Here is a 16957-nt window from a genome sequence, read left to right on the forward strand (position 1 = left end):
TTGCTGATCACCCGCAACTGCGGCGATGCGCTCCGGGTGCCGGGCTGCCGTTTCCGCAAACAACTGGTGCACCGTTTTGTCGCTCGGATAGTTGGTTGCCGTGTCGTTCAGTCCGACAAGCAGATGCTGTCTTTCTTCGGGACGGAGCAATGACAGCGCAGACAGGGACTGCTCCGGATTGTCGACGATAGCTTCCAAAATAAGCGCCAACTGGTCGAGTGTTCGTTCGATCGCCGCTTGTTCAAAGCGGTCTGTCGCATACATCATTTTGATGCTGAACGAATCACCCGGAATCCCGACAACCGTAAGCGGATTATCCACCTCCTGGAAGTGCTGTACAGCGGAAATGGTAAAGCCGACTTCTTTCTCGTCCTCTTCGCCAAGCGGATAGTTCTCGAATACGAAAATGCTCTCGAACAGCGGTGTCCCGCGCGGAACGTCCGTCCAGCCCTGAATGTCGACCAACGACGTGTATTCATACTGGCGCACTTTGGATTGCTGTTCCTGCAAAGCTTTGAACCAGTCAGCCAATGATTGCTCCGGTTCGATCTTCGCTTTCATCGGCAACGTGTTGATAAACATCCCGACCATTTGCTCGACGCCAGGCAGGTCGCTCGGACGGCCGGAGCCGGTTACTCCGTACACGACGTTTTCCTCGCCGCTCAACCGGCTGAGCAAAATCGCCCATGCCCCTTGCACGATCGTGTTGACCGTGACTTTATTCGTTCGCGCCAGTTTGGCAAGCGCTTTGGTCACTTGTGGAGTCAGAGCGCGGGTCGCTTCCCCGATCTGCTTTTCCAGTCCCTCATGGCCCGCGGTGCGCTTGGCGTGCGATTCGAACGGAATCGGCGTAGGATTTTCCATCGGCCCCAAAAACTCGCGCCAAAACTGCTCGGACGCCGTCTTGTCCTGACGGCGGAGCCAGGAGACGTAGTCTTTGAATGGCCTTGCCTGCGGCAGTCGCAAGTCTTTGCCTTGGCGGTACGCTTCATAAAAATCGAGAACTTCCTGAAACACGATCGGGCTGCTCCAACCGTCCAGCAGCAGGTGGTGGAAGCTCCAGATCAGTCGGTGTACGGCTTCGCCCAGCTTGATGATCGTCACGCGCATGAGCGGGGCTTCGCTCAAGTCGAAGCCCGCCGCTTTTTCATTTTGCAAAAACGCCGCCAGCATGCTCTCCTGCTCGTCACTTCCGTATGACGACCAGTCTTTTTGCCGGATGGAAAAAGGAACGCTTTCGAAGACCGCCTGCAGCGGCTTCTCCGTCTCTTCCCAGATGAATCCGGTACGCAAGATCGAGTGGCGCTGAATCACTTTCTTCCACGCTTTTTCAAAGGGAACGATGTCAAGCTCGCCTGTAAGAATCGCCGTAGTTTGAATCATGTAAGCCGATCCTTCCGAGTACAGCGAGTGGAACAGCATGCCTTCTTGCAGTGGGGTTAGCGTATATAGATCAGTGAGATCCCCCATGGAGTTCATTCCCCTTTCTATTTTTTAACCTTGCGAGCACCTTGTTCAAAGCGCTCTGACTCAAGTCTGCATCCTCGAAGTCTTCCGCTCTGTAGCTTTGTTTCTCCGCCTGGATCAATGATTGCAAAGCGTCCGTGTAGTGACGGGCAAATGTTTCGATATGCGATTCGCTGTACAGTCTTCCGTTGTAGAGGAAGCTGAGGCCGAGCTTGCCTTCGGTGACGGCCCCCACGACATCGATCAAGTGAGTCCGTCTGTTGTCCGGGCTGCTGTTTGCGCCTCGCTCGCCTTCCGCGTATGCCAGAAGCGCTTTCGCATCTGCTGCCTGGTGGAATTGTCCCAAATAGTTGAAGCTGAGCGGTGCTTGCGGAATCGCCTTTAGCTTTTCGACCAGTTCAGGGTCTTGCGCCACGTAGCGCAGCAGGCCGTAGCCGAGACCTTTGTGCGGAATTTGTTGCAGCTTTTCTTTGACTCCCGCAAGCGCATCCTCGGAAGACGTGTTTGGCTCCAGTTGAATCAGGAGCGGGTACATCGACGTAAACCAGCCGATGGTGCGCGAAAGGTCGACGTCCTCGAACAACTCTTCGCGACCGTGTCCTTCGAGATTGACCAAAAGCGCGGACTCGCCCGTCCATTTGCCGTATGCCAACGCCAGCGCCGTCAACAAAATATCGTTGATTTGCACGCGGTAGCGGGATGGAACTTTTTGCAGCAGGGCGTCCGTCTCTTCTTCTTCCAGGTGGATCGTCAACATCCGGCCGTTTGCTTCTGTGTTTTCCGCCCAGTCATGCACGGGCAGTGGGTGACCCGCCAGTTCGTCTGCCGCCTTGAGCCAGTAATCCTGATCAACCAGCATCCGCTCAGAGGACGCGTATTTATGCAATTTTTCTGCCCATGCCTTGTAAGAGGTCGTTTTCGGCGGCAGTTGAATCTTGTTGCCTTTTTCCGCTTGCCCGTACGCTGTTTGCAAGTCTTCGATCAGGATGCGCCACGAGACACCGTCGACTGCCAGGTGATGAATGACCATCAAGAGGCGGCCTGGTCGGTCGTACCCGAGATCGAAGTAGACGACTTTCAGCAGCGGCCCGTTCTGCAAATCCAGGCTTGCTTGGGCCTGCTGTGCGAGCTTTTCGATCTTCCGCGCCTGCTGGGCTGGCGGACTCATGGACAAATCCTCCACTTGCAGCGGCACTTCCGAATCGACGTCGGCATACGTCTGCTTCCACTGTCCGTCTGCGAAGGTGTAGCGCAAGCGGAGCGCGTCGTGATGAGCAAGCAGTTGGGCAACGGCTTGGCTCAAATACTCTTCCTCCAACGGCTCGTTCACTTGCAGCAGCATGGATTGGTTCCAATGGTGCGGCGTCGGTTGCTCTTGCTCGAAAAACCATGTCTGGATCGGCAAAAGCGGCACCTCGCCCGTCACGTTCCCTTGTTCTGCGTCCACCTTTGTACTTTGGCCTGCAACTTTTGCCAGCTCGGCAATGGTTTGCTGATCGAACAATTGCTTGGGAGTCAAATGGATGCCGGCCTTGTTCGCGCGGGCGACGATTTGAATGCTGAGAATCGAGTCTCCTCCAAGCTCAAAAAAGTTATCATGAATGCCGATGCGGTCCATGCGCAGTACAGCGCACCAAATGTCTGCCAGCGTTTGTTCGACATGGCTTGTAGCCGCTGCAAATGCGTCCTCTTCCCGGCTGCGTTCCAAAACAGGGGCTGGCAGCGCTTTGCGGTCCACTTTTCCGTTCGGAGTAAGCGGCAAAGCATCCAGCATGACAAAGGCGGCAGGCACCATGTAGTCCGGTACGTGTGCTTTGAAGTGCTGGCGCAGCTCGGCTGTCCCAAGCTCTTGCTCGGCGTCCTTGACTGCGTAGGCGACGAGCTGCTTCATGCCCGCCTCATTTTCGTGGACGATCACCACCGAGGCCGTAATTGCCGGGTGTTTGGCCAAGACCGCTTCCACTTCGCTCAACTCGATGCGGAACCCGCGAATTTTTACCTGGTTGTCGAGCCGCCCGATGAACTCGATCAGACCGTCCGGCAAGTAGCGCACCAGGTCGCCTGTGCGATAAAGACGTGCCGCCTGATCAGTTGCAAACGGATTGGGCACAAACCGCTCTGCCGTCAAATCTGGGCGGTTCAGGTAGCCTTCCGCCAGACCGTCGCCGCCGATGTACAGCTCGCCAGTCACGCCAATCGGAACGGGCTGCATGTGACGATCGAGCACGTATGCCGTCGTGTTTTTGATCGGACGGCCGATCGGGAAAGTGTGGGCCGATTCGGGCATAATCGTGACCGGGTTGCAGCAGGTGAATGTCGTGTTTTCGGTCGGGCCATACCCGTTGATCACCGTCAGCCCTGCGATTTCCAGCGCTTTTTTCACATGCGGAACGGATACGATATCTCCGCCGACGAGCAGTTGGCGAACCCCGGACAAATATTCCTTGTGATGGTCGACCATCAGCGTGAACAGCCCGGCTGTCAGCCAAAGTGTCGTCACGTGGTGCGACTGGATCGCTTGCCCGATTTCTGCGAGCGACGGCAGTTCTGGCGGCAGCAGGACGAGCTTCGCCCCGTTCAAAAGGCTGCCCCATATCTCGAAGGTCGCCGCATCGAACGACACAGTGGATGCTTGCAGGAACACGTCTTGCTCCGTGATCGTCACGTAATCCGTTTGTTTGACGAGACGAACGATGCCGCGATGAACGACAAGCGTCCCTTTTGGCAGTCCGGTTGAACCGGATGTGTAGATCACGTAAGCGAGACTTTCCGCTGTCGTGTCCACGTCAGGCGCCTGCTCGCTCTCCTTGGCAATCTGCGGCCAATCGCGGTCCAGGGCAATCGTAGTCCGTTCCCCTGACGGCAAGCCGGGCATGAGCTGCTCCTGCGTCAGCAAGACCGTGATTCCGGCGTCGCCCATCATGTAGGCCAGACGCTCCTCTGGATAATCAGGATCGAGCGGCACATAGGCTCCACCAGCCTTGAGTATGCCGAGCATCCCGATCAGCATTTCCGGCGAACGTTTGACGCAGAGGCCGACGAGCGCACCCGGCCGCACTCCTTTTTGTTGCAAGTAGTTGGCTGTCTGGTTGGCCCGGCGCTCCAATTCCGCGTACGTAAGCGTCTGATTTCCCGCAACGACCGCCAGTCGCTCAGGATAAAGCAGCGCCGTTTCCCGGAACAATTGATCCACCCGTTTGTTTCGCGGATAAGCGGTCGTCGTGTCGTTCCACTCCACCAGCAATTGCGCTCGCTCGCTCTGGTTCAGCAGCGGCAATCGGGCAATACCCTGATCCGGCATATGAACGATAGCTTCCAGCAGCTGAATAAAATGCTGCGACAGTCGCTCCATCGTCGCCTCATGGAACAGCGCTGTGTTGTATTCAAACGTGGCGAACAGTCCGTTTTGTTTTTCCGCCATCGTCAGCGTCAGATCGTATTTGGAAGTGACCAGATGCTTGTCCATCTCAAAATCAGCCACACGGATACCAGCTTTTTCGTCCAAGTTCAGCTGGAAGTTTTGCAGGACAAACATCACCTGGAACAGCGGCGAGTAGCTGAGACTGCGCTCCAGCTCCAACTCGTCGACCAGCTTTTCAAACGGCAAATCTTGATGGGCGTATGCTTCGAACGCCGTCTCCCGCACTCGTGCCAGCAACTCGCGGAAGGTCGGTTCTCCTGACAAGTCCGTCCGCAGCACCAATGTGTTGATGAAAAAGCCGATCAGCGGCTCCGTCTCTTGTCTGTTCCGTCCCGCGACAGGGCTGCCGACGAGGATGTCCTCCTGCCCGCTATAGCGGTAGAGCAAGACTTGGAAGGCAGCGAGCAAGGTCATGAACAAGGTCGCGCCTTCTTCCTGGCTGAGCTTGTTCAGCTTTGCGTACAGCTCGCCTGAAAGCTTGATCGTATGCATCGCGCCATCATGCGTCTGGACGGCAGGACGCGGCTGATCTGTCGGCAAAGCCAGCAGCGGTTCGGCTCCGCTCAGCTTTTCTTTCCAGTACGCAAGCTGCTCGGCAAGCACTTCCCCTTCCAGCCACTTCCGCTGCCAAACGGCGTAATCTGCGTATTGCACCGTAATCTCGGCCAATTCAGGCGCTTCTTCCCGCACAAACGCTTCGTACAGCGCCCGCATTTCTTTGAGGAAAATGCCGATCGACCAGCCGTCGAAAATGATATGGTGCAGGTTGAATAAGAAGACGCACTCTTGCTCCGCCAGACGAATCAGGGTGGTGCGCAGCAAAGGACCTTGGCTCAGGTCAAACGGCGTCGCCGCTTCCAATCCGGCCAAGCGATGAGCTTCCGCTTCCCGCTCGCCTGCTGGCATCCCGCGCAAGTCGATCACGTTCAGCTTTCCATCCAGCCGGGAGTGAATCACTTGCACCGCTTCCCCATCCACATCGCCAAAAGTCGTCCGCAAGCTTTCGTGGCGCTGGATCAGCACTTGCAGGCTCTTTTCCCAAGCGGCGATATCCAAATCTCCCAACAAGCGCACGGCTGACGGAATGTTGTACAACGTGCTGTCCGGCATCAGGCGATCCAGAAACCAGAGGCGCTGTTGCGCGAACGACAGCGGCAAATGAGCTTCCCGTGAGACAGGCAGCATCTGCGCTTCCGTTTCGTTCTGCCCAATCGCTCCAAGTGTCTCGGACAGCTCTGCAACAGTCGGCCGCTCAAAAATCGCGCGGATCGGCACTTCTTTCGCAAACGTTTCGCGCAGACGGGAAGCTACTCGTGTCGCCAGGAGAGAATGTCCGCCCAGTTCGAAAAAGTTGTCGTGCACCCCTACTTGCTCGATTCCGAGCACATCCGCCCAGATGCTGGCGACCAACACTTCCGTCTGATTGCGCGGCGCTACGTAGCCAGCGGCAGACGCGACTTGCCCCCACTCCGGTTCCGGCAGTTGCTTGCGGTCGATCTTGCCGTTCGGTGTCAGCGGCATCGCGTCCAGCCAGACAAAGAAGGAGGGAACCATAAACTCGGGCAATTTTGCCTTGGCCCAGCTCGTCAAGACGGCACGATCGCCGCACTCCCCGTCTTTTGTCGTGATGTAGGCAACGAGACGCTTTTCGCCCAGCTTGTCTTCTTTGGCCACGACCACTGCTTCCTTGATCTGTGGATGGCTGCGCAGGACAGCCTCCAGCTCGCCCAATTCGATCCGGTAGCCGCGAATTTTGACCTGGTGGTCGATGCGGCCCAAATACTCCAGCTGTCCGTCGGGCAAGTAACGAACGAGATCGCCTGTGCTGTACATCCGCGCATGCGGGTCGGGGTGGAACGGATTGGGCAAAAAGCGTTCTGCCGTCATTTTCGGACGCTTCAAGTAACCGCGCGCCAAGCCGTCACCGCCCAAATACAGCTCCCCAGGCAAGCCCAACGGCACGGGCTGCAGCTTGGCATCGAGAACATACGCTTGCGTGTTGGACAGAGGACGGCCAATCGTCGGCTCTGTCTTTGCCCCTTTTGTCACCTGGACATAAGTGGAGTACGTCGTATCTTCCGATGGGCCATACAAGTTGAAAACTTTTTGCACATGCCCAAGCGCGTACAGACTTTGCGCCAGCGTGTTCGGCAGCGGTTCTCCGGCGAGATTGACGACCCGCACGCTCGGCGGTATCGCGTTCATCCGCACCAGTTCCTTGGCCGCAGATGGCACGGTATTGATCAAAGTCACCTCTTTTGCCGCTGGCAGGCTTGGCAAATGCAAGGCGTTGTCCGCCAAAATCACTTTGCCGCCGCAGCTCAAGGTCACGAATATTTCATACACGGACAAGTCGAAGCAAATCGAAGTGGACGCGAGCACGCCGCTCATTTCTTCAGCCGAGAAGACGGTTTTCGCCCAGAAAATGAAGGCAATGACGCTGCTGTGCTGAATCGCCACCCCTTTTGGCAGACCTGTCGAGCCGGATGTGTAAATCACGTAAGAAAGGTTGGTTGGAGCAGCCAGATTCGGCACATTTGCTTCCGGCTGGGCCGCCATGCACGCCCAGTCGCGATCCAGGCAAATCACTTGTGCTGTATGCTCAGGCAACATCGCCAGCAAGCGTTCTTGCGTCAGCACGATCGCCGCCTGCGAATCATCCAGCGTGTAGCCAATCCTGTCTTGTGGATAGGCAGGATCAATCGGCACGTACGCACCGCCCGCCTTGATAATTCCCAGCAAGGCGACAATCATCTCGGCCGTCCGCTCCATCAGGACAGCGACCAATACTTCCGGTCCGACGCCCTGCGCCCGCAGGTAATGTGCCAGCTGGTTCGCCCGTTTGTTCAGTTCCGCATATGTCAACCGCTCGGTTCCGACGACCAGAGCTTGCGCGTCCGGCGTTGCCTCCACTTGCGCCTCGAACAGCTGGTGCATCACCAGGTTGCGCTCGTACGGCATGTCGGTCGCATTCCATTCCACCAACAGCTTGTGGCGCTCCGCTTCCGTGATGATGGACAAGTCTGCGAGCTGTTCGTGCGGCTCACGCATGATTGCTTCCAGCACACTGCTCAACTGGGCCAGCACCTTGTCCATGGCTGGCTGCTCGAATCGGCCCGTTTCATAAATCAGTTTGAGCATCAGTTCTTCGCCGGGCGCTACCACGAGCGTCAGCGGATAGCTCGTCTGCTCGACCGCTTTGACTTCCCCGAGCAACATGCCGGATTCGGAATCCACACTTGTGCCGGACAAGTAGTTCTCAAAGACGAAAATGCTGTCAAACAACGACTGGCCGCGCGGCACCTCGCTCCAGCTCTGGATGTCCACGAGCGGCGTAAACTCGTACTGGCGCATCTCGCTTTGGGCCTGCTGCAAGCTTTGCAGCCAGTCGATGACCGTCATCTGTTCCGGGAAAAGCACACGGACAGGCAACGTGTTGATAAACAGCCCCACCATCGCTTCTGCGTCAGGCAAGTCGGTTGGCCGTCCCAGATTGGTCGTGCCAAAAACGACTTCCGCTTCGCCTGCATAACGCGCCAGGATCAGCGCCCAAGCCCCTTGCACAACCGTATTCAGCGTCAACTGGTGCTTGCGGGCAAAAGCGAGCAAGTTCGCTGTCGCCCGTTCGGACAAAAGCAGCTTGTGGTCTGCGTATTCTTTTGGCTGACCCGCGCTGCCACCCGATTTCCCCATGCCAAGCGGCGTCGGCACGCCAAAGCCCTGCAAATAGTCGCGCCAATACTGCTGCGCTTCTTCCAGGTTTTGTCGTTTCAGCCAGGCAATATAGGCTGAAAACGGAGGAATGGCGGGCAAGCTCGCTTCCTTGCCATGCGAGGCTGCGGCATAAAACGCCTGCCAGTCCTGGAACACAATCGGCGTGCTCCAGCCATCGAGCAACATGTGATGGAAGCTCCATACAAACTGGAACGTGCTCGCATCCAGGCGAATCAACGTCCAGCGCATCAGCGGCGGACGGGCGAGATCAAAACCCCGCTTGCGATCTTGTTCCAAATACGTCTGCAAGCCCGCTTCCTGCTCAGCCGCTGTCAGATGACGCCAGTCCAGTCGCTCGACAAACGTTTTGACTTTCGCATGCACGACCTGATGTGGCTTCTCCAATCCGCTCCACAGGAAGGACGTTCGCAAAATCGCGTGGCGCTCGACGACTTTTTGCCAGGCTGCCGAAAATGCCTCTACATTCACATGCTCCAGTTTCAAAGCGAGCTGCACCACGTAATCCCCGCCTGCTTGCTCATACAAGGAATGGAACAGCATCCCTTCCTGCAACGGCGTAAGCGTATAAACGTTCTCGATCAGGCGATTGTGACCGATAAACTTGTCGAGACTGTTTTGATCCAGTTCCGCGAGCGGGAAGTCGGAAGGCGTATAGCCCCCTGCTTGCTCCGTGCGGCAATGGGCAATAATCGCTCGCAACGCTTGCACATAGTCATGAGCGAGCTTTTCAATCGTGCCCGGCTCGTACAGATCGCGGCTGAATGTCCAGCTCATCTCCAGCTGGTCTTGCGCCACCATGCTCATGACATCGAGTTTGTAAAGACGCGTCTCATCCTCGCTCACATTGGATGCCGACCAGTTCGGAATGATTTGGAACAACGCCGCGTCAGTCGTTTGGCCTTGGCCGAATTGTCCCAAGTAGTTGAAGCTGATCTCCGGCTGCGGCTTGGCTCGCAGCATTTCAGCCGTTTGCCCATCCCGGCTCAAATAGCGGTGAATACCGTAGCCAATCCCTTTGTCCGGGATCGCCCGCACTTGTTCTTTGATCGACTTCAGCAAGTCACCCCAGGCCAAATCCGGCTCCGTTTCCAGCAAGACGGGATACAGGCTCGTGAACCAGCCCACCGTACGCGACACGTCCACGCCATCCACGATCGGCTCGCGACCGTGTCCCTCTACCGAGACATACAATGCCCGCTTGTTCGTCCAATCCGTAATCGTGCGCGTCAAGGCACTGAGCAGCACATCGTTGATCTGCGTGCGATAAGCAGCTGGCACTTCTTGCAGCAGCGCCCGAGTCTCGTCCGCGCTCAGCTTTGCCTTAACTTGCACGGCCAGACCTTCCGTGTTCTTGCCTTGTGGATGATCAACAGGCAGCCCGCATGCCTGTTCGCTGTCCATGCCAGTCCAATACTCATCGACAGCGCTTTGCTCCGCGTACGTTGTCAGCTCCTCCGCCCAGCTTTTGAACGAAGTCGTCTTTTGCGGCCATGCAATCTTTTGCCCGGCTTTAACCTGTTCGTAAGCGGTTTGCAGGTCTTCCAAAATAATGCGCCAGGAGACGCCATCGACCACGAGATGGTGAATCACGATAAACAGCCGCTGTTCCGCTCCGAGTTGGAAATAGGCGGCACGGTGCAAAGGTCCTTTTTCGATATCCAGGCTTGCTTGCAGTTCGTCTGTGATGTGCCGCATCCGTGCTTCTCTCTCCGCCTCAGGAACGGACGACAAATCTGCGACCAGCAGCACATCTTCATCCGCAATCTCACCATGCGCTGCCTGCCATGTTCCGTTGACCTGCTGAAAGCGCAGGCGCAGGGCATCATGCTGGCGAGGCAGCGCGGCAAAAGCTTGCGTCAGCGCCGTCATATCGAGTTCTTCCCGCACTGCGAGCATGACCGACTGGTTCCAGTGATGAACGTGGCGGACATCCTGCTCGAAAAACCACGTCTGAATCGGCGTCAAAGGCAATTCGCCTGTCACGATTCCTTGTTCGGCCTGCATTTCCGGCGCTTTTTCCAGCACCACTGCGCTTGCCGCCAGCTCTGCCAATGTTTGCGCGTCAAACAAATGCTTCGGCGTTAACTGCAAACCAGCCTGATTGGCCCGCGAAACGATCTGAATGGTCAAAATCGAGTCGCCGCCCAGTTCGAAAAAGTTGTCGTGAACCCCGATCGTCTCTACGCCCAGCACCTCTTGCCAAATTTCGGCCAGCTTGCGTTCCACATCCGATTGCGGTTCGACAAAGCTGCCTTCCCACTCTGTCTGCGCGACATCCGGCAAGGGCAAGGCGCGACGGTCTACTTTTCCGTTTGGCGTGAGCGGCAGGGCTTCCATCAGCACGATGGCAGACGGCACCATGTAATCTGGCAACATTTCTTTCAAGGACTGGCGCAACTCGCTCGTCTGTCGCTCTTCTCCTTCATGGAGCACGGCGTACGCAACAAGCCGCTTCACTCCGGGGGTCACGTCTTCGCGGACGATCACCACCGACTCTGCAACCGCCGGATGAGCGTACAAGGCCGATTCAATCTCGCCCAGCTCAACCCGGAACCCGCGAATGCTTACTTGATCGTCGGCACGTCCGATAAACTCGATGCTGCCATCTGCTGCATAGCGCACCAGGTCACCAGTCCGGTACATCCGGGCACCTTCAATCGGAGAGAACGGATTCGGCACAAAGCTCGCTTCCGTCAAGTCAGGACGGTTCCGATAGCCGCGCGCCAGACTTTTTCCCCCGATGTACAGCTCTCCGACTACCCCTACAGGTACAGGCTGTCTGTTTTCATCCAACACGTAGACAGACACATTGTCGATCGGGCGACCAATCGTCGGCGCAGACTCGCGCTCGCCCAAAACAGGCACTGCCCCTGCTGTCGCAACCACCGTATTTTCTGTCGGCCCGTACTGGTTCACGAGCGTAAACGGCACGTCCGCAGTCGGGTATTGGTGCAGCGTATCACCGCCCGTCAGCATGTAGCGCAGCGCCGCTCCCGTCGGCCATGGCAGCGGAAGCAAGTTCTCAGCCAGCGGAGTCGGCAAAAAGCTGATGGTGATGCCTGTCTCGACCAGCCAGTCCCGCAGTTTTTCCGGCGATAGGCGAATCTCGTCCCGCGGCTGGCAAATCGTCGCACCTGCGGTCAAATACGGCCAAGTCTCCCATACGGAAGCGTCAAACGCCGTACCGGCAATTTGCGAAGCGCGATCTTCTGCCGACACGCTGTAGGTGCGCTGGTGCCAGTTGACCAGATTCAGGAGCGATCCGTGCTCGATCTCTACGCCTTTTGGTGTCCCCGTCGAGCCTGACGTATAAATGACGTAGGCAAGTTGATCCGCATTCGTCTTGATTGCAGGTGCAGCCGTGCTTTCCGCCGCAATCTCCTGCCAATCCCGATCCAGGCACAGAAGCGCCGCTGCTTCCTGCGGCAATGCGTCAAGCAAGCGCTCCTGGGTCAAAACGAGCGACATTCCCGCATCTTTGATCATGAAAGCGAGCCGTTCGCGCGGGTACGCCGGGTCCATCGGGACGTAAGCAGCACCTGCCTTGAGAATCGCCAGTTGACCGATCAGCATCTCGCTGGAACGCTCCACGCAAATGCCCACCAAATCCTCCGAACCAATCCCTCTTTTCAGCAAAGCATGCGCAAGCTGGTTGGCTTTCGCGTCGAGCTGTGCGTACGTCAGCGCCCCTTGCTCCCCGATCACGGCAAGCTGTTCCGGCAGCTGCTGCGCGATGCGCGCGACCCGTTCGTGCACTAGCAGGTCGAGGGAATAGGCGACATCCGTCTGGTTCCATTCGACGAGCATCCGGCTTTGTTCCGCATCGCCCAACAGGGGAAGCTCCACAATTTTTTGCCCCGGATCGGCAGCAATGGCTTGCAGCAGATTGCCAAAATGCTCGGCCATGCGCTCGATCGTCGTACGGTCAAACAAATCGGTGCTGTATTCAAACACGCCTTTCAATCCGTTGTCCGCAGCTTCAATCATCGTCAGAGTCAGATCGAACTTGGTCGTCTGGTTGAGCGTGACTTCATCGGGCGCAATCGCCAATGTCTCGCCTTCACGCACGCCTGTCGACATACCTTGCACAGCAAAAAGCACCTGAAACAGCGGCGAGTAGCTCAGACTGCGCTCGATTTGCAGCTCATCGACCAGTTTTTCAAAAGGCACATCTTCGTTGGCAAACGCATCGAACGCCGTCTCGCGCACGCGACGCAACAGCTCCACAAACGTAGGATCATCGGACAAATCAGTGCGCAGGACGAGCATGTTGACGAAAAAGCCGATCAAGTTTTCGATCTCTTGCCGATTGCGTCCGGCGACAGGGGTGCCAATCAAAATGTCGTTCGCATGCGTATAGCGGTACAAAAAGCTTTTGAATGCCGCAAGGAGCGTCATGAACAGCGTAGCGCCCTCTTGCCGTCCCAGCTCGCGCAGCTTTTGCCCGACCTCACCCGGCACGTAAAAAGACAAATGGTCACCGCGATAACTTTGAACGACCGCGCGTGGCCGATCTGTCGGAAGCGGCAACAGCGGCTCGCTGCCGTCCAGTTTGTTTTTCCAGTAACGGAGCTGTTCTTTCCATACGTTGTCTTGCGATTTCTCGCGCTGCCAGACGGCATAGTCCCGATACTGGATCGGCAAGGCGGCAAGCGGCAGCGCTTCTCCTTTGAGCAACGTTTCGTACACTTCGCTCAGTTCGTTCACCAGTACATCCATTGACCAGCCATCGGAGATGATGTGGTGCACGTTCAGCCAAAGGACAGACTCCTGCTCCTCCAAGCGAATCAGCATCGCCCGCAGCAGCGGCCATTGATCGAGGCGGAACGGCGTTGCTGCATCTTCCTCGGCCATTTGCTTCCACTCCGCGTCTTTTGCCGCGGCTGGCTTGTCGCGAAGATCGGTGACGCCAAGCGACAGATGCACATCCGTATGAATCACCTGCAACGCTCGCCCGTCCACATCGACGAACGTGGTGCGGAGCGATTCATGCCGCTGGATGATTTCATTCAAAGCGCGTTCCAGCACAAGCTCATCGACCGTTCCGCGCAGCCGGAAGCCGACGGGGATGTTGTACATGGCGCTGTCCGGGATGAGCCGATCGAGGAACCAGAGACGCTGCTGGGCGTAAGACAGCGGCAACTCGTCGGCACGCTGGAGCGCGGACGGCTGAATCGGGCTGTGCTTGTCCGCTTCTGCTCCATGCCGCAACGCTTGAATCCGCCGAGCCAATTCGGCTACTGTCTGATGGGTAAAAATTTCGCGCATCGGAAGCCGGACATGAAACAGCTTGGCTGTGCGGGAAAGCACCTGTGTCGCCAAAAGCGAGTGCCCGCCCAATTCAAAAAAGTTGTCGTGCACCCCGACCTGCGATACATTGAGCACTTCCTCCCAGATGCGGGCGACCAGTTCCTCAACCGGATTGCGCGGCGCAAGGTAGACGTTGCCTGTATGCACGCGGCCATCCGGGAGCGGCAGCGCTTTGCGATCAATTTTTCCGCTCGATGTCAGCGGGAACTCTTCCATCCGAATAAAATGGGACGGCACCATGTAGTCGGGCAATGCTTGGCGAAGCGCTTCACGCAGCGCGTTGACGGTCCACTGCTTGTCTGCGATGAAATACGCGCACAAATACGCTTGCCCGTTATGGTCTGTGCGAGCGATCACGACAGCGTCGCGAATCGAAGCTTCCTGAATCAGCTGCGCGCGAATTTCGTCCAGTTCAATCCGATAGCCGCGAATTTTTACTTGATGATCGATCCGTCCGAGGTACTCGATGTTGCCATCCTGACGGTAGCGTGCCAAATCGCCCGTGCGGTACATGCGTTGTCCCGCTGCAAACGGATGGGACACAAATTTTTCGTTCGTCAATGCTTCGTTGTTCCAATAGCCTCTCGCCAAGCTCGCTCCGGCGATGCACAATTCACCAGGCACGCCGACTGGCTGCAATTGTCCATGCTTGTTCACGATATGCGTCTGAATATTGGCAAGCGGCTTGCCGATTGGCACCAGCACGTCTTGCGAATCTTTTGCCAAGGAATACTTCGTGGCATAAATCGTCGATTCGGTCGGGCCGTAGATGTTTTCCAAAATGACGCCTGGCAGCGCCTCGTACACTTTGCCCACCAGTTCGGACGGCATCGCTTCCCCGGCGGCAAATATATAGCGCAATGGACTTTCTTGCTGTTGATCCCGGACATAGTCGACGAACGGAATCAACATCGACGGCACAAAATTGACATGTGTCACGCCGTGATTGACCATCGTCTCCCAGATGTGGGCAGGCTCCTTCTCCGCTCCGGGATCGAGAATGACCAATCTGCCGCTCCCCAAAATCCAGCCAAAAATTTCTGCGACCGAAACGTCAAAAGTGTAGGTCGTCTTCAGCAAATACGCATCGTTTTCCAGCAGCGGATACAGTTCCTGCAAGGCAAAAATGATGTTCAACAAGCTCGCATGCTCGATCATGACGCCCTTCGGCTTGCCCGTCGAACCCGATGTGTAGATGACGTAAGCCAAATGGTTCGCATGGGAGACGCACTCCAGATTGTCCGCTGCTCCCTGGTAAATCTCAGCCGCTTCCAGATCGATGATCCGATCCGCAAAGTCAACCGCTCCGAGAAAGCGATGGTTCACCAGCAACAATTCACTTCGGCTATCTTGCAAAATATATTCAATGCGTTCCTTCGGATGGGACGGATCAATCGGCAAGTACGCCCCGCCCGCCTTAAAAATGGCCAAAATCGCAATCATCATCTCTGCGGAACGCTCGGTAAGCAAACTGACCATGCTTTCCGGGCCGATTCCTCTCGCCCGCAACAGCTTCGCCAGTTGATTTGCCTTTTCATTCAGCTCCCGATAAGTAAGGACTTGTTCTCCCATGACCAGCGCGATGCGCTCTGGCTCCCTCTCGGCGCGCTCTTCAAAAATTTGGTGGATCAGCTTATCTGTAGGATAATGGCGGTACGTATCGTTAAAGGAATGCAGTTGCAGCTGTTTCTCTGCCGGATCAACCACTTCGAGCTTTTGCAAAAGGATGTCCGGCGCATTTGTCACTTGTGTCATGATGGTGATGAGTTGTCGACTGATGTGAAGGAGCTGTTCTTCGCTAAAAACAGCGGCATTGTATATATATTTGATGGTGATGACATCACTTGGGGTAACCATTACGTTCAGGTCGTAGTTGGTTTGTTCAAAAGCAGATAGATGAGTGAGGGTAAACTCTTCGTTGTACTGGTTCAGACGAGTCAGAAATTGCTGACCCATCGGATAGTTTTGGAACAGCAGAATATGGTCAATCAGTTGCTGGTTGCCCTGAATGTCAGCCAAGGAAAGATAATGGTATTTGGCAAGCGAGAGCGCTTCCTGCTGCACTTGCTTCACCAGCTCGGAAAACGTTTGCTCCGCTCCCGCCTGGACGCGGATCGGCACCGTGTTGATGAACAGTCCGACCATCTGTTCGACGTTCGGCAGGTGGCTCGGACGTCCGGAGACAACCGAGCCGAACACGACGTCTTCCGTGTTGCACTGGCGTTGCAGCATCAGCCCCCAAATCGCGCGGAACAAATTGTTGACCGTCACGTGCAATTGCTTGGCGAGCTTGTTCAAGCTATCCGTCAACGCCTGCTCAATCGCAAACACCAATTCCGCCTGTCTGTAGCTGTTTTTGCCGCCCTGCTTGTGTATAAAGCTGGTCGGTTCATAGCCGCTTATATACTCAGCCCAGCTCGCTTTTGCCTCTTCGGCGTCCTGCTCTCCCAGCCAACTGATATACGTGCTGTAAGGGTAAACCGGGCCAAGCTCGACGGGCAGGCCGCCTTTTCGCTGTTGATAAATTTGAAAAAAGTCGTTGAGGACAATCGGAATGCACCAACCGTCCAGCAAAATATGATGGTGACTCCAGAAAAGGGTATGCGTGTCAGCCGAAGTCCGGACAAGAGTGAGACGGATCAGTACGTCTTTGGCCAAATCGAAGCTTGCTTGGCGGTCTTTCTGCGCAAAGTCTTCCAGGTAGGCAGCTTGCTCCTCTTCAGAAAGGTGGGTAATATCCAGCACCTGAACCTTTGTCTTTCTTTCCCTGAGCACGATTTGCCGGGGCTTTTGCACTTTTTCCAGGAGAAAGACCGTTCGGAGAATATCGTGTCGTTCAATCAGCGCGTTCAAGCTTTGTTCCAGGATAGCTGGATCGATGAGCCCTTTGATCGTAAAGCGCATTTGTTCAAAATAGGACTCGCTTCCTTCGTCCAGGAGGGAATGAAACAACATTCCCTCTTGCATAGGAGTTAACGGGTATATATTGTCGACCTTTTTCCTTGACACGACTACTCTCCTCCT

General features: G+C 56.2%; 1 protein-coding gene and 1 pseudogene. Both read right to left on the reverse strand.

The features are described 5' to 3' along the window. Positions 1-21 precede the first annotated feature (21 nt). A pseudogene (locus tag EDM60_RS29550) lies at positions 22-1479 on the reverse strand (condensation domain-containing protein); the annotation flags it as partial. Next, a complete protein-coding gene (locus tag EDM60_RS06760) occupies positions 1454-16942 on the reverse strand; it encodes a non-ribosomal peptide synthetase (RefSeq protein ID WP_141254152.1) in 15489 nt (5162 codons plus the stop codon). The pseudogene EDM60_RS29550 and the gene EDM60_RS06760, both read right to left, overlap by 26 nt. Between the last annotated feature and the right edge of the window lie 15 nt (positions 16943-16957).

It is taken from the genome of Brevibacillus parabrevis (genome assembly GCF_003710905.1).
GTDB classification, from domain to species: Bacteria; Bacillota; Bacilli; order Brevibacillales; family Brevibacillaceae; genus Brevibacillus; species Brevibacillus parabrevis.